This is a genomic window from Brachybacterium sp. JB7 (assembly GCF_003335205.1).
GTDB classification, from domain to species: Bacteria; Actinomycetota; Actinomycetes; order Actinomycetales; family Dermabacteraceae; genus Brachybacterium; species Brachybacterium alimentarium.
In genome coordinates this window covers 465487-484306 of sequence record NZ_QPGN01000001.1, presented here as the reverse complement: position 1 = coordinate 484306, position 18820 = coordinate 465487, and the positions used below count along the sequence as shown (strand labels likewise).

The 18820-nt window shown below is 71.8% G+C and carries 18 protein-coding genes; 12 read left to right on the top strand and 6 right to left on the bottom strand.

What is annotated here, in order from left to right:
- The 6 genes from CIK81_RS02150 (at nucleotide 1) to CIK81_RS02125 (ending at nucleotide 7625) form a co-directional block, all read left to right on the top strand.
- Nucleotides 1-1047, top strand: coding sequence for a copper transporter (locus CIK81_RS02150; RefSeq protein WP_096164343.1), 1047 nt, complete (start codon nucleotides 1-3; stop codon nucleotides 1045-1047).
- Nucleotides 1044-1880 (top strand): hypothetical protein, encoded by an 837-nt coding sequence (locus tag CIK81_RS02145; protein ID WP_241963882.1) that lies wholly within the window; start codon nucleotides 1044-1046, stop codon nucleotides 1878-1880. The genes CIK81_RS02150 and CIK81_RS02145 overlap by 4 nt, the downstream gene beginning before the upstream one ends.
- Nucleotides 1877-3931, top strand: a complete 2055-nt coding sequence (gene murJ, locus CIK81_RS02140) for a murein biosynthesis integral membrane protein MurJ (RefSeq protein ID WP_096164344.1) — start codon at nucleotides 1877-1879, stop codon at nucleotides 3929-3931. Before CIK81_RS02145 ends, murJ begins: the two co-directional genes overlap by 4 nt.
- Nucleotides 3928-5064 (top strand): glycosyltransferase, encoded by a 1137-nt coding sequence (locus CIK81_RS02135; protein ID WP_114355308.1) that lies wholly within the window; start codon nucleotides 3928-3930, stop codon nucleotides 5062-5064. The genes murJ and CIK81_RS02135 overlap by 4 nt, the downstream gene beginning before the upstream one ends.
- A gap of 65 nt (nucleotides 5065-5129) precedes the next feature.
- The gene (locus tag CIK81_RS02130) at nucleotides 5130-6956 is read left to right on the top strand and encodes a CTP synthase (protein WP_275542205.1); all 1827 of its coding nucleotides are present in this window, start codon (nucleotides 5130-5132) and stop codon (nucleotides 6954-6956) included.
- Between the two features lie 18 nt (nucleotides 6957-6974).
- Entirely contained in the window at nucleotides 6975-7625 is a 651-nt protein-coding gene (locus CIK81_RS02125; protein WP_096164347.1) for an NUDIX hydrolase, read from the top strand.
- Between the two features lie 30 nt (nucleotides 7626-7655).
- Here CIK81_RS02125 and CIK81_RS02120 read toward each other — a convergent pair whose 3' ends face one another.
- From CIK81_RS02120 to msrB, 3 genes are all read right to left on the bottom strand, one after another.
- Nucleotides 7656-8855 (bottom strand): HRDC domain-containing protein, encoded by a 1200-nt coding sequence (locus CIK81_RS02120; RefSeq protein ID WP_096164348.1) that lies wholly within the window; start codon nucleotides 8853-8855, stop codon nucleotides 7656-7658.
- Nucleotides 8852-9484 (bottom strand): DUF3000 domain-containing protein, encoded by a 633-nt coding sequence (locus tag CIK81_RS02115; protein ID WP_114355307.1) that lies wholly within the window; start codon nucleotides 9482-9484, stop codon nucleotides 8852-8854. The genes CIK81_RS02120 and CIK81_RS02115 overlap by 4 nt, the downstream gene beginning before the upstream one ends.
- Before the next feature lie 96 nt (nucleotides 9485-9580).
- Nucleotides 9581-10009, bottom strand: a complete 429-nt coding sequence (gene msrB, locus CIK81_RS02110) for a peptide-methionine (R)-S-oxide reductase MsrB (protein WP_096164350.1) — start codon at nucleotides 10007-10009, stop codon at nucleotides 9581-9583.
- A 255-nt stretch (nucleotides 10010-10264) separates the two neighbouring features.
- Here msrB and CIK81_RS02105 point away from each other — a divergent pair, with 255 nt between their 5' ends.
- A complete protein-coding gene (locus CIK81_RS02105) occupies nucleotides 10265-11491 on the top strand; it encodes a S9 family peptidase (RefSeq protein WP_241963881.1) in 1227 nt (408 codons plus the stop codon).
- Nucleotides 11492-11558: 67 nt separating this feature from the next.
- Here CIK81_RS02105 and CIK81_RS02100 read toward each other — a convergent pair whose 3' ends face one another.
- On the bottom strand, nucleotides 11559-12326 hold the full coding sequence (locus CIK81_RS02100; protein ID WP_096164352.1) for a dihydrofolate reductase family protein: 768 nt from the start codon (nucleotides 12324-12326) through the stop codon (nucleotides 11559-11561).
- Nucleotides 12327-12450: 124 nt separating this feature from the next.
- Between CIK81_RS02100 and zapE the strand changes: the two genes are divergently transcribed.
- Together zapE and CIK81_RS02090 are read left to right on the top strand one after the other, a co-directional pair.
- Nucleotides 12451-13626 carry a cell division protein ZapE gene (zapE, locus tag CIK81_RS02095; RefSeq protein WP_096164353.1) on the top strand — a complete coding sequence of 392 codons (1176 nt, stop codon included), beginning with the start codon at nucleotides 12451-12453 and terminating at the stop codon, nucleotides 13624-13626.
- A complete protein-coding gene (locus CIK81_RS02090) occupies nucleotides 13623-14318 on the top strand; it encodes a GntR family transcriptional regulator (protein WP_096164354.1) in 696 nt (231 codons plus the stop codon). The genes zapE and CIK81_RS02090 overlap by 4 nt, the downstream gene beginning before the upstream one ends.
- A gap of 71 nt (nucleotides 14319-14389) precedes the next feature.
- On the opposite strand, the gene CIK81_RS02085 is transcribed toward CIK81_RS02090, so the two are convergent.
- Complete coding sequence (locus tag CIK81_RS02085) at nucleotides 14390-15259, bottom strand: NAD(P)-dependent oxidoreductase (protein ID WP_158541878.1); 870 nt, start codon at nucleotides 15257-15259, stop codon at nucleotides 14390-14392.
- 127 nt (nucleotides 15260-15386) lie between these two features.
- On the opposite strand from CIK81_RS02085, the gene CIK81_RS02080 reads away from it, so the two are divergent.
- The 3 genes from CIK81_RS02080 to CIK81_RS02070 all read left to right on the top strand — a co-directional run bounded on the left by CIK81_RS02080 (nucleotide 15387) and on the right by CIK81_RS02070 (nucleotide 17710).
- Nucleotides 15387-16175 (top strand): SDR family NAD(P)-dependent oxidoreductase, encoded by a 789-nt coding sequence (locus CIK81_RS02080; RefSeq protein ID WP_114355306.1) that lies wholly within the window; start codon nucleotides 15387-15389, stop codon nucleotides 16173-16175.
- Between the two features lie 67 nt (nucleotides 16176-16242).
- Entirely contained in the window at nucleotides 16243-16983 is a 741-nt protein-coding gene (locus CIK81_RS02075) for an SDR family oxidoreductase (protein WP_096164357.1), read from the top strand.
- A 94-nt stretch (nucleotides 16984-17077) separates the two neighbouring features.
- Complete coding sequence (locus CIK81_RS02070) at nucleotides 17078-17710, top strand: 2-dehydro-3-deoxy-6-phosphogalactonate aldolase (protein WP_096164358.1); 633 nt, start codon at nucleotides 17078-17080, stop codon at nucleotides 17708-17710.
- Nucleotides 17711-17808: 98 nt separating this feature from the next.
- Here CIK81_RS02070 and CIK81_RS02065 read toward each other — a convergent pair whose 3' ends face one another.
- A complete protein-coding gene (locus CIK81_RS02065) occupies nucleotides 17809-18783 on the bottom strand; it encodes a C-terminal binding protein (RefSeq protein ID WP_114305924.1) in 975 nt (324 codons plus the stop codon).
- Between the last annotated feature and the right edge of the window lie 37 nt (nucleotides 18784-18820).

Here is an 18820-nt window from a genome sequence, read left to right as displayed (position 1 = left end):
GTGATCGATTTCCGCTATCATCTCGTCTCCCTGATCTCCGTGTTCCTGGCTCTGGCCGTGGGCATCGTGCTCGGGGCCGGACCTCTGCGCGAGAACCTCGGCGACCAGCTCGCCGGGCAGGTCGAGCAGCTCCGCACCGAGAAGGACCAGCTGCGCACGCAGTCCGACGAGCTCGCCACGCGCAACGACCAGCTGGGCTCGTTCGTCTCCGAGGTCGGCCCGGAGCTGGTCTCCGGCACCCTCGCCGGGAAGCAGGTCGCCGTCCTCACGGACGACGCCTCGACGCGACCCGACACCGATCGACTCCTCGCCCTGCTCGAGGACGCCGGCGCCTCCTCCAGCGTGAAGATCGCTCTGCAGAAGAACCTCTGGGAGCCCGGCCAGGAGCAGCAGCGCACCGATGCGATCGAGCAGATCCGCTCCGTCGCGCCCTCCGTGCTCGACGACGACCTGAGCGATTCGGAGCAGCTGGCCCAGGTGGTCGTCGTGCTGCTGACACCGTCCGCGAGCGAGGAGCTCTCGCCCGAGCTGCGCACCCAGGTCTGGCAGGCGCTGACCGAGCAGCAGCTGGTCACCATCGACGGCGAGCTGCCCGCCGAGGTCGACGCGGTGCTGTTCGCCGCCGCGGCCCCGGAGTCGTTCACCGACGAGGGCGAGGACGAGACGGTCGCCGCCGAGCGCGCCCAGAGCCTCCAGGCGACGCAGACCTCCCTGCTCGCGACCCTGAGCGACACGGGAGTCCCTGCGGTGGTCTCGGCCGCGACGCCGGACAACGATGCCTCCACCGGCATCCTGCGGACGGTGCGGGGCGATGCCGACTTCCAGGGGCTCTCCACCACGGACCGGCTGCAGGAGGCCGACGGGCCGGTCCTGTCGGTGCTGGCGCTGATCGAGCAGTCCCGCGGAGGCAGCGGCGCCTATGGCACCACGGCCGACGCCGAGGACCGCCTACCGGCCCTGCCCGAGACCCAGGGCGTCGAGGACGCCTCCACCGAGGACCAGTCGGGTGACGGCGGCGGAGCGTCCGACGGCGGGGGAGAGGGATGAGCCCACAGCCTCTGCCGCAGCCCTCCGCGCCCGACGGGCTGCTCACCGCCCTGCGCACCGAACTGCGCCGCACCAACTTCTCCGGCCGCAGCGTGAGCCTCGGGGAAGGCGCTGCGGTCGTCGCCGGTGTCAGCCTGCTCGCCCTGCGCAGCCCCGGCCGCGCGGACGGCGCGGTCCTCGCCGGGATCGGGGCCCTCGGCCTCGTCGATGACGTGCTCGAACCGCATCAGCGCCGCGCCGGGCGCGCGGTCTCCAAGGGTCTTCGCGGTCACTTCGGCGCACTGCGCCGAGGCCGGCTCACGACCGGCGCGGCCAAGGCGCTCGGGATCCCGGTGCTGGCTCTGGTCGGCGCGGCCGCCGCTCCCGCACCACGCTCCGGGGCCATGGTGCTCGCCGACGGTGCCCTCGCTGCCGGGTGCGCCAATCTCGCGAATCTGCTGGACCTCCGCCCCGGCCGGGCCCTGAAGGTCGCGCTGCCGGCCGCCGCTGCTCTCACCGTCGGCGCTGATGGGACGGGCCCCCGTTCCCGCAGCGCCCGTGATCTCGCCCTCGCGGCTCTGATCCCCGGGCTGCTCGCAGTTCCCGCCGATCTGCGCGAGCACGGGATGCTCGGGGACTCCGGGGCGAACATCCTCGGTGCTGCCGTGGGCGTCTCCGCAGCCCGCGCGCTGTCCGTGCCCGCTCGGCTCGCGCTGCTGAGCGTCGTCGTGGCGCTCACCCTGGCGAGCGAGAGAGTCTCCTTCAGCGCCGTCATCGACTCCACGCCGGCCCTGCGCACCGTCGACGCCTGGGGACGGCGCAGTGCGCCGGCCGAGACCGGGGAGGACCGATGAACGCGGGGCCGTCCAGGGACGGATCGGTGGCGGCGGACGCCGCCGAGAGCGGACGCCGCCCGGGGCCCGCCGGCTCGGGCATCGGTCGCGCCGTGCTGCGGGGCGCAGGGCTGATCCTCGTGATCACGGTGGTCGCCCGCATCGCCGGATTCGTGCGTTACCTCGTCTTCGGGGCGAGCGTGGGCGCCGGCGACGTCGGCACCGCCTATTCCACGGCGAACCTCCTGCCCAACGTCCTCTTCGAGATCGTCGCCGGTGGCGCACTCGCGGCGGTCGTGGTCCCGCTCATCGCGGGCCTCGTGCCCGAGCGGGACTCCACCCGGCACGCGCCGGACGTGGACGACCCCTCCGACCTCGACACCGCAGTCCTGGACGAGACGGGCCTCGATCCTGCCGACGCCGGTTCTGCCGACGCCGGTCCTGTCGACCCCGCAGCCGACGGCGCCGAGGCCCGTGCTCACGATGCCGGCGCTGCCGTGCCCGCGTCGCGCGCCCCGCGGGCGGGTTCGTCCGGCATGGAGGAACTGCCCCGACGGAGAGACCGGAGGGACGGCGCCGCACGGGCCGATCAGATCGTCTCCGCACTGCTCACCTGGACGCTGCTGGGCACCGCCCTGCTCGCCGCGATCGTCATCGCCTTCGCGGAACCTCTCGCCCGACTCCTGCTGTCCACGGAGGAGTCCGTCGCCGGGACCGTCCACCTCGGAGCCGTCCTGCTGCGCATCTTCGCGCTGCAGCTGCCGCTCTACGGGATCACAGTCGTCCTGGCCGCGTACCTCCAGGCCCGGAAGCGCTTCCTGTGGCCCGCGATGATGCCGCTGATCTCCTCCCTCGTGGTGATGATCTCCTACCGCGTCTACTCGTGGCTGGTGCCGCCCGTGGCGACCAGCACCACCATCAGCGAAGCGGCGATCGGCTGGCTCGGCTGGGGCACGACCGCCGGTGTCGCGGTCATGGCGTTCCCCGTGGTGATCGCCGCCCTGCGCTCCGGCCTGCGCCCGCGCCCCACGATGGTCATGCCGCCGCAGTACGGGCGTCGCGCCCTCGCACTCGGCGGAGCAGGACTCGGCGCCGTCGGTGCGCAGCAGCTGGTGCTCGGCCTGGTGCTGCTGCTTGCGATGCGAGCGGGCGGCACCGGCACACTGCCCGTGTTCCAGTACGCCCAGGCGCTGTACCTGCTGCCCTATGCGGTCCTCGTGGTCCCTCTGGTCACCGCGGTGTTCCCTCACCTGTCCGAGCTCCGGCTCGTCGGGGACATGACCGGTTTCGCCCGGGTCGCCTCGGACTCGGTGCGCACGGTGATGGTCGTCGCCGTGATCGGCGGCGCGATGCTGTTCGCCGGGTCCCCCGCCCTGGAGCAGTTCTTCCGGCTGATCGACCGGGCCGGTGCGACCGGCGTCGGCTCCACGTCGGCCGCGCTCGCGCTCGGATTGGCCGGCTACGCCGTCGCCATCCAGTGCACGCGGATCCTGTCGGCCGCGCTGCGAGCGCGCGACGCCCTTCTGGTGGGCTCGGTCGGCTGGGGAATCTCCGCCGTGCTGATCCTGCTGCTGGTGATCCCCAGCCCCACGCGATCCGCAGCCGAGGCCTCCACCGCCTTCGGCATCACGATCGCCATCGGCATGGCGCTCTCCGCACTGGTGGGACTCGCGCGGCTCTCCGACATCCTCGAACCCAGCGGCGACCTGCCGCGCGTCCGTCGGGCCGCGATCCTCACCCCGATCGCACTCCTGGTGGGCGGCATCCCCGGCATGCTGCTGGGGAAATGGCTCGTCACCACCGACACCAGCGAGATCGGCGCCGTGGCCTCCGGCATCGCCTCCGGTGCCGTGGCAGCCCTGCTCGCCGGTGCCGTCATGGCGGCCGCGGATCCGCAGTTCAGCCTGTCGATCCTGAATCGGTTCCGGCGGGGCCGACGTTCCGGGCGCCGCAGTGAGGACGACATCGGGCGCCGGGCCGAAGTCCAGGCCGCAGACCGGCCCGAAGAACGGTCCGTGGGCCGGCCCGCGGGCGGCGTCGCCCTCCCGCGACGTGAGGAGGGGGACAGATGAGCGTGATCCTGGTGCGCCCCCGCGCGAGCGGCGGCCTCGCGGCCCACGTCGATCAGGAGCTGAAGGAGCTGACCGCGGCCGGCGTCGACATCCGCGAAGCGCCGGTGCAGATCCAGGAACGTCCCCACCTGCTCGCCGACCTTCGCACGGTCCGCACCCTGCGACGGGCGATGCGCACGGCCCCTGACCCCGTGGCCGTCCATGCTCACGGCCTGCGCGCCGGGGCTCTCGCCGCCCTCGCGATGCCCCGTCACGGGGCGGCGCTGCTCGCCGTGACCCTGCACAACCGCACCATCGGCTCGCGGGCGACGCGCAGGATCGGCGCTGCGCTGCTGCGCGTCATCGCTCGACGTGCAGACACCGTGCTCGCCGTCTCCCCGGACCTCGCCGAGGCCGCACGACGTGCCGGCGCCGACGATGTGCGCCATGCGGTGATCCCGGCACCGCAGCGCGACGAGCCCATCGACCGCGCCGAGCCTGCCGAGCCTGCCGACCCTGCCGACCGCGCCGACCGCGCCGAGGAACGTGCGGCGGGGGAGCGCCGACGATCCCGCTCCGCGGGCGCGCGTCGGCGTCCCGGTGCCGCCGACGCACCCCTCGACGTCCTCGACATACTGGTCGTCGCACGACTCGCCCCGCAGAAGGGACTGCACGACCTCCTGGACGCTGCAGCCGGCCTGAAGGCGCACGCCCCGATCCCGGTCCGTCTCCGCATCGCCGGTGACGGCCCCCTGCACGACGAGCTGTCCGCACGGATCCGTGCCGAGCATCTGCCCGTCCAGCTGCTCGGGCGCCGCCAGGACGTCCCCGCACTGCTCGAAGCGGCCGACCTCGTCGTCTCCGCGGCGCGCTGGGAGGGTCAGCCGGTCTGGCTGCAGGAGGCGCTGCGCGCCGGTCGGGCGATCATCGCGACCGACGCCGGCGGGACCCGCTGGGTCACCGGCGAGGCCGCGCACCTCGTGCCCGTGGGGGATCCGGGGGCGCTCGCCGCGGCGATCAGGGCCTACCGCGATCCTCAGCTCCGCTCGCACGCCGAGAGCGCCTCCCGGCGCCGTGCACGCGAGCTGCCGGGCGCGAGCGATCTCGTCGCCCAGCTGACCGAGATCCTTCTGCCCGACGGATCGTCCTGGTAATCTGGTGGTCCGTGGCAGATACCAGCGCAAGCAGCTCCCGGAACAGCACCAGCCCTCTCCCTCGGATCGGGCAGGCCGGCTCGGCGAAGCCCTTCCGGAATCCCGGGGTGACCAAGCACATCTTCGTCACCGGGGGTGTGGTCTCCAGCCTGGGCAAGGGTTTGACCGCCTCCTCGCTCGGCATGCTCCTGAAGTCCCGGGGCCTGCGGGTGACGATGCAGAAGCTCGACCCGTACCTCAATGTGGATCCGGGCACCATGAACCCGTTCCAGCACGGCGAGGTCTTCGTCACCGATGACGGTGCCGAGACGGACCTCGACATCGGCCACTACGAGCGCTTCCTGGACGAGAGCCTGGGAGCGGACGCGAACATCACCACCGGCCAGGTCTACTCCGGCGTGATCGCCAAGGAGCGTCGCGGTGAGTACCTGGGGGATACCGTGCAGGTCATCCCGCACATCACGAACGCGATCAAGGAGTCGATGCGCTCGCGGGCCGGTGACGACGTCGACGTGATCATCACGGAGATCGGCGGCACCGTCGGCGATATCGAGTCCCAGCCCTTCCTGGAGGCCGCACGTCAGGTGCGCCAGGACATCGGCCGCGACAGCGTGTTCTTCGTGCACGTCTCCCTGGTGCCGTTCATCGGCCCCTCCCAGGAGCTCAAGACCAAGCCGACCCAGCACTCCGTGGCTGCTCTGCGCTCGATCGGCATCCAGCCGGATGCGATCGTGCTGCGCTCGGACCGGGAGCTGCCCAGCTCCGTCAAGGCGAAGATCTCCTCCACCTGTGACGTCGACCTGGACGCCGTGGTGTCCTGCGCCGATGCGTCGTCGATCTACGAGATCCCGCTGGTGCTGCACGGCGAGGGCCTGGATGCCTACGCGATCCGCCGGCTCGACCTGCTCAGCCACGATGTGGACTGGGGCCCCTGGGAGGCACTCCTGGAACGGGTGCGCCATCCGCTCGACGAGGTCACCGTCGCCGTGGTGGGCAAGTACATCGATCTGCCCGACGCCTATCTGTCGGTCACCGAGGCACTCCGAGCCGGCGGCTTCCACCACAGTGCACGGGTGCACCTCCGCTGGGTCGAGTCGGACCTGTGCTCCACCGAGGACGGGGCACGCGCGCAGCTGGGCGACGTCGAGGCGGTCGTGGTCCCCGGCGGATTCGGGATCCGTGGGGTCGACGGCAAGGTCGGTGCCCTGAGCTATGCGCGCCGCCACGGGATCCCCACTCTCGGCCTGTGCCTGGGCATGCAGTCCATGGTGATCGAATACGCCCGCCACGAGCTCGGTCTGGCCGACGCGCACTCCACCGAATTCGAGCCCGGGACCGCGCACCCGGTCGTCGCGACGATGGCCGAGCAGGAGGATGCTGTCGCTGGAGTCGCCGACCTCGGCGGGACGATGCGTCTGGGCTCCTACCAGCACGCTCTGCGCGCGGGCTCCCTCGCCGCTCGCACCTACGGCAGCACGCAGGTCGCCGAGCGGCACCGGCATCGCTTCGAGGTGAACAACGCCTACCGCGCTCGCTTGGAGGCGGCGGGGCTGATGGTCTCAGGAGTCTCGGAGCTCGGGGACGAGCGTTCCCTGATCGAGTTCGTCGAGCTCGATGCGGACGTGCACCCTTACTACATCGGCACGCAGGCCCACCCCGAGCTCAGGTCCCGGCCCACCCGAGCGCATCCGCTGTTCGCCGGGCTGATCGGCGCGGCCCTCGCCGTGCAGCGGTCCACCCGGTTGCTCGAGGTGGACCAGCTGACGCCTGCGCTCGGCGACGACAGCAGCCTCGCCACCGGGAGCATCCGCCCGGACGAAAGCTCCGAGGCGAGTGAGCCCGCCCCGCAGGCCGAGAGCACCCGGAGCCCACGCAGCACCGAGCAGGAGTGAGAAAGCAGGAGTGAGAACATGACCAGCCCCGAATCCCTCGCCGACCTCCCGGGAGCACGCCCCGTCAGCGCACGGGAGACCGTGCATCACGGGATGGTGTTCGACATCGTGCGTGACACGGTCGAGTTCGCCCCCGGCGTGCGGTTCGACCGCGAGTACATGCGTCACCCGGGAGCCGTCGCCGTGCTGGCGGTCGACGATCACGACCGCATCCTGCTGATCCGCCAGTACCGTCATCCCGTCGGGCACACGATGTGGGAGATCCCCGCTGGGCTGCTCGACGTCGACGGCGAGCCGCCCCAGCGGGGCGCCCTGCGGGAGCTCGCCGAGGAGACCGGTCACCGTGCCGAGGCGCTGAGCACGCTGGTGGACCTGCGTCCCAGTCCGGGCGGCAGCGACGAGGTCATCCGCATCTATCTCGCCACCGGCGCCGTCCCCCTCCGTGCGGAGGAGGTCGATTTCGAGCGCACCGACGAGGAGGCCGAGATCGAGACCCGCTGGGTCCCGCTGGCCGACGCCGTCGCCGGAGTGCTCGAGGGGCGGCTGACCAACGCCACGACCGTCGTTGGCGTGCTCGCACTGCAGGCCCAGCGGTCCGCACGTGACGCGGAGGCACTGCGGCCGGCCGATGCCCCGTTCGTGGCACGTCCGGGCCGGGACCTCTCCTGAGCGCCTGATCCGGCCGGGGCCGGTCCCGCGTCAGCTCTGCTCGGTCAGCGCCCGGTGGATCACCGGGGCGGCCTGCTCCACCTGCCAGGGACGGGCGCCGAGCGCGAGGAGACCGGATTCCACGACAGACTCCTCGGGCACCTGCTCGTGCTCCCACACCCAATGGCGCAGCAGCGCAGGCTGCAGGAGGTTCTCCGGCGGCATCTCGAGGTCCTCGGCACGTTCGCCGACAGCGGCTCGCGCCACCTGATAGCGCTCCCACGTCTCGGGATACTTCTTGGACCAGAGCTTGTGCGGCGGGGGATAGGAGGGCTCGTTGCGCTCGGGCAGGTGCGCCTGGGGCAGCTCGATCCCGGAGCGCGCGGCCTGCCACCAGATGTCCTTCTTGCGGAGCTTCGCAGGCAGTGCCCGGTCGAAGGCCTCGCGGCCCCGCGGGGCCTCCTTCGCGGCGGCCACCAGATCGCGGTCCTTGATTACCCGATGCGGGGAGAGATCGTCCCCGGAGGCGATCTCGTCGCGTCGGATCCACATCTCCCTGGCCGCCGCGAGCTGCTTCTGCGTGCGCAGACCGCCGAGACCGTGCAGGCCGCGCCAGCTCGAGGAGCGGGTCGGTCCGTGATCGCGCAGGCGCTCGTGCTCGAACTCCTGCAACGCCCACTCGAGCTTGCCGGCCTCCCGCAGACGTTCGGCGAGGACGTCGCGCACATCGACCAGCACCTCGACGTCGAGGGCGGCGTAGGTGAGCCACCCGGCAGGGAGCGGGCGCTTGGACCAGTCGGCGGCGGAGTGCTCCTTCGCGAGGTGCAGCGCGAGGGTGTCCTCCACGACGGCGCCGAGGCCCACGCGGTCCATCCCCAGCAGCCGCGCGGCCAGCTCGGTGTCGAACAGGCTCGCCGGCTGCATGCCCAGTTCCCCGAGGCTCGGCAGGTCCTGGCCGGCGGCGTGGAGCACCCACTGACGCTCGCCGAGCAGGGTCAGCAGGGTCTGCGGCATCGAGAAGGCGAGCGGATCGATCAGCGCGGTGCCCGCCGCTTCGGTCCGCAGCTGCACCAGATAGGCGCGTGAGCTGTAGCGGAAGCTCGAGGCGCGCTCGGCGTCCACGGCCACGGGCTCATCGGGTGCGGACTCGGCGTCGTCGCACCAGGCCAGGAGCGGCTGGATCCGGTCGATGACGGGGACGGAGCCGTCCCGGGGGGCCGTGAGATCGGAGACGGAGGGGGCATCACTCACCGAGCGTCACCGACTTCCTCGGGGCGTGGTGCCCGCGCGTGGTGGGTGGGAGCGATCGGTGCGATGCGGGGCGGAGCAGGGGGAAGCCCGCCGGCCGCTGCGAGCATCGCCGTCCATGCGGCGAAATGCGGTGCCAGGTCCGGGGCCTTCGCGGCGTCGTCCTCGGCCTCGGGGGTCCAGGAGATCCGCATCTCGACGTCCACGGTCGAGGGCCGTGAGGCGAGGGCGCCGTAGGACTGGGAGACGACGCGGGTCGCGGTGCATCCGAGCTCCCGGGCATCCGCGTCATGAAGTTCGAGGGATTCGGTCACCCAGGACCAGGCGACGTCTCCGAGCAAGGCCTCGACCGCGAACTCGGGCTCGAGCTGCGCCTGGACGAGGGCCACCATCCGGTACGTGCCGTCCCAGGACTCCTGGCCCGCAGGGTCGTGCAGGATGACCAGACGCCCGGAGGCCAGCTCATCATCCTTCACGAGGATCTCGCCGGTGCAGGCCCAGGTGGAGGGGGCCATCTTCGACGGTGCAGGAATGGTGCGCCACGTGAACTCCGGACGGAGCGGCGCACTGGTCATGGCCTCGATGGCGGCACGGAAGGCGTCGTCGCCGGAGCGGAGTCGATGGACAGGCACGCTGGGAGACTAACGGCGCGCCGGCCCCGACGTGGACAGGCGCGCCGGGATCGTCCGGCCGGACGATGAGACCGACGCCACGAGGTGCGCGGGCACTCAGGCGTCGTCGCTGTGGACCAGGCTGACGGAGTTGATGCAGAAGCGCTCGTCGGTCGGGGTGGCGAAGCCCTCGCCCTCGAAGACGTGGCCGAGATGGGATCCGCACGACGCACAGCGCACTTCGATGCGGCGCATGCCCATCGACGTGTCCTCGAGCAGCTCGACCGCGTCGGAGTCGGACGGGGCGTAGAAGGATGGCCACCCGCAATGCGCGTCGAACTGGGTCTTCGCAGTGAACAGCTCGGCGCCGCAGCCGCGGCAGGCGTAGGTGCCGGCGGGCCGCACCTCCTCGTACTCACCGCTGCCCGGGCGCTCCGTGGCGCCCTGTCGGAGGATCTGGTACTCCTCCGGCGAGAGGCGCTCGCGCCACTGCTCGTCGCTGATGGTGAGGGGATAGGGACGTGCGCCGATGGGATCGGTGGACATCGTGGATTCCTCCGCTCTGCGGCACCCGTGAGGGGCCGCGATCGTTCGCGGGGCGCGGGCGGACCGCGCCGGTCGGTGAACGCCTGTTCACAGTCTCGATCCTACGGCGTGCATAGGATGAGCGGTATGACGTGCGACCTGCTCCGGACCCGCTCGACACCCTCTCTCCCACGCCGGGCCCGCTATGCCGGACCCCGCACTGAGCAGGGCAGATGGGCAGGCGCGGCGGTCGTCGGCGCCGTGGGGGCGGTGTCGATGTTCACGCTCAGCGCAGGCCTGCTCACGGTCGGCGCCCGGGTCATGGCCCGGCTGCCGCTGGTGCCCCTGCACGGGATGCGCCACCGGCCGGATCTCCCGGTGCGGGCGGTCTTCGAGGACCGGGTCCACCTGGACCGCTCCACGGAGTCGGTGCGCGACGGGTATCTGGCGGTGCGCCAGGCGGGCGGGACCGCCCATGTGCGACTGGGCCCGGTGCAGGGGACTCCCACCTCGAGGACCGTCTCGCGCCCTCTGCTCGCGGTGGACACCGCCGAGCCGCTCAGGGTCGACAAGGCCGCGGTCAACGGCTTCTACTGGGCCGGCAGCCCGGCCACCGCGCACGGCCTGGCGACCGAGGAGATCGAGATCGAGTCGCCCGTGGGGCAGATGCCCGCCTGGGTGGTCCGGCCCGACGTCGATGCCGGATCCGTGCCGGGCCAGGAGAGCACCTGGGCGATCCTGATCCACGGTCACGGCGGGACCCGCGGCGAAGCGCTGCGCGTGATCCCGCTGCTGCACCGGCTCGGGCTGACCAGCCTGGCCATCACGTACCGCAACGACACCGGCGCGCCGGCGTCGGCGGACCGCATGTACCACCTGGGTGCGGACGAGTGGGAGGACACCGAGGCGGCGATCGAGTTCGCGCTCGACCACGGTGCCCGTCGCATCGTGCTGATGGGCTGGTCGATGGGAGGCGGGATCACGCTGCGCACGTCGGTGCGCTCGGCGCACCGGGAACGGATCGCGGGCCTGGTGCTGGATTCCCCTGCGGTGGACTGGCAGGACATCCTGATCTACCACGCGACGGCCCTGAAGGCCCCGAAGCCGATGCGGAGCCTGGCGATGTGGATGATGACGTCACCGGTGGGCCGGCGTCTGGTGCGTCTGCACGAGCCCCTGGCACTGCATGAGATGACGCCGGACTACTACGCCGAGCATCTGATCCATCCCACGCAGCTCTTCCACGCTCTGGACGATGCGACCGTCCCGCCCGGGCCGAGCCGGCTGCTCGCCGCGATGCGTCCCGACCTGGTCGAGTTCGAACCCTTCGAGGGGGCCTCCCACACCCGGGAGTGGAACCGGGACCCGGTGCGCTACGAGCGTCTGCTCGCCGGCTATCTCGGGCGTCTGCTCGGGCTCGAGGACGAGGCTGCGGCCCTCGAGATCCCTGTGCGGGACCCCGCTGCCCCGGCCCGCGAGAACTCGATCGGACTGCGCCTCTGATCGCCTGCTGTTCGTAGTTCGTAGCCCGGAACTCGTAGCTCGTAGCCCGGCTGTGGGGCGACTCCGATCAGACGGTCCGGTGGTCGTCGTCGACCCGGCGGTAGCGCGTGATGGTGGCGTGCTCGCCCAGCAGCAGGGACGAGAGCGCCCAGCGCTGATCGTGCGCGTCTGCGTGGATGGCCCGGGAGGAGTCTCCGCCGACGGTGCGATGCGTTGTCGAGAAGCACAGCTCATCGAGCAGCCCCTCGGCGGCGAGGCGTCCGAGCACGGTCGGGCCTCCCTCGGCCTGTACCGCCCTCATCCCGAGCGCGGCCAGCCCCTCGAGCGCTTCCGCGGGGGTGTCGGCGGTGATGACCTGCGAGGCGGGAAGACCCGCCCGTCGGCCTGCCGCCGCAGCCGAATCGCGCGGGGAGATCAGATAGGTGGGCTGGTCGGCCGACAGCGGCGGGAGATCGCCGCTGATGCTCCAGATGGCCAGCGCCGGTCGCGATGCCCCTCCGGGTCGACGGGACGGACTCAGCAGATCCTCACGGCCACCCAGCTCGCCGTAGTCCTCGGCGCGCACGGTCGCCGCGCCGACGAGCACCACGTCGGTCAGTGCGCGCAGCACGTCGAAGACGAAGGAGTCGTCGGGATTGCGCAGGGGTCCGCTGGAGCCGTCGGCGCCGCGGACGGCTCCGTCGATGGTGGTGTTCATCATGGCGCGCACGTGCACGGTGCCAGAGGGCGGTGCAGGGACCGCGTAGAGGTCGGCGAGCGCGAGGGCACCCGCGTCGCCGAAGGTCACCGCTTCGGGCTGGGGGAGCGGCGAGCCGTCGCGGCAGAGCAGGTGCATGGAGGACCTCCGGGTCGAGAGCGGAGCGCAGAGCAGGGCGCAGGAACCTGATGACCCCGATCATTCCTCACCTGCGCACCGGGCGGAGCAGAGTCGAGGCGCCCACGGACATACACTGGCGGCCGTGATCGATGCTCTCTGCGACCGCCGGCCCGAACCCACCCTCGAGCGACTGCTCGCGGATCTGGTGCCGCCGCCGCGATTCGCCCGGGCGCGCCTGGAGAACTACGTGCCCGATCCGACCTACCCCTCCCAAGACGAGGCCAAGCAGCGCGTGAGCGAGTTCGCCGCGCGACTGGGGCGGCCCAAGGGCGGGTTCCTCGCGAAGCTGCGCCGACGGCCCGAGGCGTCCCAGGGCATCTATCTCGACGGCGGCTTCGGCGTGGGCAAGACCCACCTGCTCACCTCCCTCTTCCACGCGGTCGACGGCAAGCGCGTGTACGGCACGTTCGTGGAGTACACGGATCTCGTCGGCGCGCTCGGCTTCCAGCGCGCGGTGGAGCTGCTGGGCGAGTCGGTGCTGGTGTGCATCGATGAGTTCGAGCTCGACGATCCCGGGGACACACTGCTGATGACCCGCCTGATCCGCGAGCTCTCCGATCGGGGGGTCGCGGTTGCCGCCACCTCCAACACGCTTCCCGATGCGCTCGGCGAGGGCCGCTTCGCCGCGCAGGACTTCCTGCGCGAGATCCAGGCCATGGCCGATCGGTTCCAGGTGCTGCGCATCGACGGAGAGGACTACCGCCGTCGCGACGGCGTCACCGAGATCCTCTCGCTGCCCGAGGACATGGTGCGTGAGCACGCCCGCGCCCAGGACGGGGCGACGCTGGATGCGTTCGATGATCTCCTGGCCCATCTGACCACCGTGCACCCCTCCCGCTACGGGAGCATGATCGATGAGGTCTCCACCGCGCATGTGACCGCGCTGCACGGCCTGTCCCGGCATCACGATGCCCTGCGGTTCGTCGTGCTCGTGGACCGTCTCTATGACCGCGAGGTCCCGGTGCTGGTCTCCGCCGCGCCCGGCGAGGGGAGCGCCCGCGCGCGCAGCGACGCCTCCGGTGACGACGCTGCGGCAGCGCAGGCGGGAGAGAGCACGTCCGAGCAGGACGCCTCCGCCGCGCACGAGGCGGCCACGGGCGGAGCACCGGAGGGAGCAGAGATCTTCTCGGACCTGTTCACCGCCGAGCTCCTGCGCAGCGGCTACCGCAAGAAGTACTACCGAGCGCTGTCCCGGCTCGCCTCGCTCGCCCATGACGGCACGAAGCTCCTGAGGACTCCGCAGGAGGCCGAGGGGTGAGCGCCCCGGCGGACCGGGACGATGCGGTGCGCAGCACCAGGTCCGAGCAGGCGCGGCGCGTGCTCGCCGCCCGCATCATGGACGGCGCGCTCGCCCCGGGGACGCCGTTGAGGATCGGGGCGCTCTCGCGGGATCTCGCGATGAGCGCGACGCCCGTGCGGGAGGCGCTGAACCTCCTGACGGGCGAGAAGCTCGTGGAGTACCTGCCGATGCGAGGCTTCGTGGTGACCCGCCCGCCGGACGACGACCAGGTGCGGACGATGGGGGAAGCCCGACTGCTCCTGGAGCCGGAGCTCGCCGCGCTCGCTGCTCAACGGGCGACCGGACCTGAGCGCGCGGCGCTCGCCGCAACCCTCGAGAGCACCGCCGCTGCGGGCGTCGGCGCGCGGTTCCACGAGTACGAGGGCTATCTCGAGCACTCCAGCAGCTTCCACGCCGAGATCGCTCGCGCCGCCCGGAACCCCTACCTGGCCGCGGCGCTCGAGGGGATCCCGGTCCACACCCTCCGGTTCCGCCGTTTCGGTGACGCCGGCGTGGACGACTCGGAGATCTCCGTGCAGGAGCACCGCGGCGTCCTCGAGGCGATCTGCCGTGCCGATGCGGAGGCCGCACGCACGGCCATGAGGGCTCACGTCCGGGCGGTGACCGACCGTGCGCTGCGCCCGGGCGCGAGCGATGGGCCTGCCGCGTAGCGGCGTGCGGCGACCCTCCGCCGCGGCCGGCACGCTGCGCTGACCTCGCTCACGGGCGCACGCGGGACCGATCAGTCCCGATCGGCCAGGTACAGCTCCTGGACGACCGTGTGATCCTGCTGGCCGTTCCCCTGATCCACGGTCTCCGTGTAGAGGGAGAGCAGTGCGGGCAGGAGGCGCGTGGGAAGCCCGGCGCGTGCGGAGGCGTCGGTCGCGTAGCGGAGGTCCTTGACCTGATTGTCGGCGGACCCGCCGAGCGAGTACTCCCGCTCGAGGAGCTTGTCCTTCTTCTGCGTGAGCACCTCGCTGCGGGCCAGGCCGCCCTCCAGGAGGGTGATGAGCTGCTGCACGTCGAGGCCGGAGCGTCGGGCCAGTCCGAAGGCCTCGGCGAGCGCGGCGAGGGTGCCTCCCACGACGATCTGATTGCAGAGCTTGGCGATCGAGCCGCTGCCCAGCTCCCCGAGATGCAGGATGGTGCTCCCGATCAGCTCGAGGACGGGCAGCACGGTCGCGACGTCCTGCTCGGCGCCGCCGACCATGATCGACAGGGTCCCGGCCTGCGCCCCGGCGACCCCGCCGGAGACCGGGGCGTCGACGACGCCGATGCCGTGCGGGGCGAGGTCCTGCGCGAGCTCCCGCACCGGATCGGGCCCGCTGGTCGACATGATCACCAGGCGGGCCCCGGCAGCCCCCCACGCAGCGATCGTGCCCTCGTCCAGCAGCTCTCGCAGCTGGGTCACATCGGGCAGGACGGACAGGATCACCGGGGCCGCGGCCTCAGCAGGAGTGCGTGCGCGATGGGCCCCGGCCTCCACGAGATCGTCAGCCCGGTGCGCGGTGCGGTTCCACACGGTCGGGGCGGCTCCGGCGGCCAGGAGGGTGGCGGCGATCGGGTGCCCCATCGGGCCCAGACCGATCACGGACGTCTGCGGGGGCACCATGAGGGCTCCTTCACAATCAGGGGGACAGGACCGTAGACTCAGGATCATATTTTATTTTCGGCGGGGCGTCGTCCTGCCCCGCCGACGGCGGCCGTCCGCCGTCCCGGAATCTGATCAGGAGCATCCCATGGCCGTGACCCCGTACCCCGCCTCCGACTTCCCCCGGCAGCCTGCCGCGCTCGTCACCGGAGCCGCCTCCGAGCGGGGGATCGGCCGCGCCACCGCCCACCGCCTGGCACGGGAGGGCTGGGCCGTGGCGGTCATGGACCTCGACGAGGCGGCCTGCGAAGCGCTCGCCCACGAGCTCTCGCAGACCCACGGCGTTCCGGCGCTGGGCCTCGGAGTCGATATCTCGAACGAGCAGCAGGTGATCGATGCCCTCGCCCGGGTCGATGCGGAGCTGCCGCAGCTCGTCGGCGTCGTCAACAATGCCGGCATCTCCTCGCCCACCCCATTCACCGAGGTCAGCACCGAGGAGTGGAAGCGGGTGTTCGACGTCAACGTCCACGGCACGTTCTTCGTGACCCGGGAAGCGGTGAAGATCTTCCGGCGCCACAGCCTGGGGCGGATCGTGAACATCTCCAGTGCGTCCGCCGAGCGCGGAGGCGGCGTCTACGGGCGCGCCGCGTACTCCGGATCGAAGGCCGCGCTGCTGGGCTTCGCGAAGACCTGGGCCCGCGAGCTGGGCGAGTACGGCATCACGGCGAACTCGGTCGCTCCCGGATCCATCGACACGGACATCATGGGTGGCCGTCTCACCGACGAGCGCAAGGAGGTCCTGCTGCAAGAACTCCCGGTGGGCCGGGTCGGCACCGTCGATGACGTCGCCGGAGCCATCCACTTCCTGCTGGGCCGCGACGGCGGATACCTCACCGGGGTCACCCTCGACGTGAACGGCGGGTCCCACATCCACTGAGCCCGTTCGCCCGTTCGGCCGTTCGCCCATTCGCCGTCCCCTTCCCCTTCCCCACCAGGAGAGACCGATGCCCTATCCCGGAACCCTCGACGTCGACCTCACCGGCGCGACCGCCGTGGTCACCGGTTCGACCCGCGGCATCGGCCGCGCCCTGACCGAGCTCCTCCTGGCCTCCGGGGCGAGGGTGATCGGCCTGCAGCGCGGCACCGACTCGCTCGGCCCCGGCCACACGTGCCTCAGCGTGGACCTCGCCGATCCGGCGGCCCGCGCCGACGCGGTGGACGCGGTGCTCGCCGATCACGAGATCGACATCCTCGTCAACAACGCCGGCATCAATCTGCGCCACACCGTCGAGGACTTCCCCCGCGACGAGTTCTCCCAGGTCATGTCGATCAACCTCGATGCCGTGGTGCATCTGACCCAGGCGTTCGGGCGCCCCATGCTCGAGCGTGGGCACGGGAGGATCGTCAACATCGCTTCGATGCTCTCGTTCTTCGGCGGGGTGAAGGCTTCCGCCTATGCGGCGTCCAAGGGGGCGGTCGCACAGTTCACGAAGTCCGTCGCCAACGAGTGGGCCGGCAGGGGAGTCGCCGTCAACGCGGTCGCCCCGGGCTACATCGCCACGGAGCTCAATGTCGCCCTGCGGGAGGACCCGGAGCGCAATGGCGAGATCATCGGACGGATCCCCGCCGGTCGGTGGGGGAGCGCCGAGGACATCGCCGGGACCGTCCTGTTCCTGTGCAGCGGAGGCGCCGACTACGTGCACGGGACCGTGCTGCCCGTCGACGGAGGCTATCTCGCCCGCTGAGTGCCCGGCCGTTCATAGGGCCCGGCGCGGGCCCGGCGCGTGTCCGAACCGGCCGCGGTCCGCTCGCTCCCGTCCCTCATGGAAGGATCACCCCATGACCTCTCACCAGCCGCTCCTGATCGCGATCCTCCGTGGACTGACCCCGCAGGAGGCGCCCGCCATCGGTGACGCCCTGCTCGGGGCGGGCATCGCCCATCTGGAAGTCCCCCTGAACTCCCCGCAGCCCTTCGAGTCGATCCGGATCCTCTCCGAGCGGCTCGGGAGCGACGCTCGCATCGGCGCCGGGACCGTCGTGGACCTCGCCGATGTGCAGCGCGTCGCCGACGCCGGCGGCGAACTGGTGGTCGCCCCGAACACGGACCCCGAGATCATCGCGCGCTCCCTCGAGCTCGGAATGACGCCCTACCCCGGGGTGGCGACGGCGACCGACGTGTTCTCCGCGCTGCGCGCCGGAGCTCGGCACCTGAAGATCTTCCCGGCCGACGCCCTGGGCGAGAGCCTGCTGAAGGCCTGGAGCGCCGTCGTGCCCGAGGGCACCTCGTTCCTGCCCGTCGGAGGCATCACCACCGAGACGATCCCGAGCTGGATCCGCGCGGGCGCCGGCGGCGCCGGGATCGGATCGTTCCTCTATGCCCCGGGCCGGTCGGCCGACGAGGTGGGGTCGATCGGTGCGGACCTCGTCCGCGCCGCCCAGGGCGCCCATCAGCGCGAGGGCACCGCGCTCTGACACCGGGTCGCGTTCGGCGCGACCGCGGATGCCGCTCCTCGGGGCCGCGTCTCGGGGACGAGAGATCCGCCCGACGGGCGGCAGGGTACGACGCGCGCTCAGGCGCCCGAGCTGTTCAGCACCTCGGGATTGAGGATGTTGCGCGGGGTGCGCCCGGCGAGGACCTCCACCACGTTCTCGATCACGCGGCGCTTGAGCTCCGTCTCGGATTCCTCGCTGTACCAGGAGGCGTGCGGGGTGAGCACGGCGGTGGGGCAGTCCCGCAGCGGGCTGTCCTGCGGCAGCGGCTCGGTCTCGAACACGTCCAGTCCCGCCCCGCGCAGGTGGCCGGACCGGAGCGCCTCGACCACGGCGGCCGTGTCCACGACACCGCCCCGGCTGGTGTTCACCAGCATCGCTCCCGGCCTCATCCGGGCGAGGGTCCCGGTGGTGATCAGATGATGCGTCTGCTCGGTCAGGGGCACGTGGAGGCTGATCACGTCGGATCCTGCCAGGACCTCGTCCTGCGTGCGCACGGCGATGCCGTCCTCCGTGGTGGTGCCGGGTTCGCGCATCGGGTCGTATCCGTGCACGGCGAACCCGAGCGCGCGGGCCTTGCGGGCCGTGGCCGCCCCGATGCGGCCCAGCCCGATCACCCCCAAGGTGCGGGTGCGGATCCGGTGCAGCGGCTTGACCGGGGTGAGGGACGTGGTCCCCGCACGGAGGTTCCGGTCCAGTTCGACGACGCCGCGGGACAGGGACACAGCCAGTGCGATGGCGTGATCGGAGACATCCTCGGTCCCGTAGTCGGGCACATTGCTCACCGCGACGCCCAGCTCGGTGGCCGCCTCGACATCGAGGGTGTCGACGCCGACGCCGTACCTGCCGACCGCCCGCACCGCCGGCAGGGCCTCCAGCACCCGACGAGTGATCGGCGCGTACTGCACCAGCAGCGCCTCCGCGCCCCGGGCGGCCTCGATCACCTCGTCCTCGGTGCGGGCCTGTGCGAGGACCAGCTCGATGCCGGCGGCGTCGGCGACGGCCTGCTCCTCCGTGATGCGGTCCTGGTCCAGGTCGGTGATGACGATCTTCATGTGCTCCCTCTCCTCGATTCTCGTCCCTGCGCTGCTC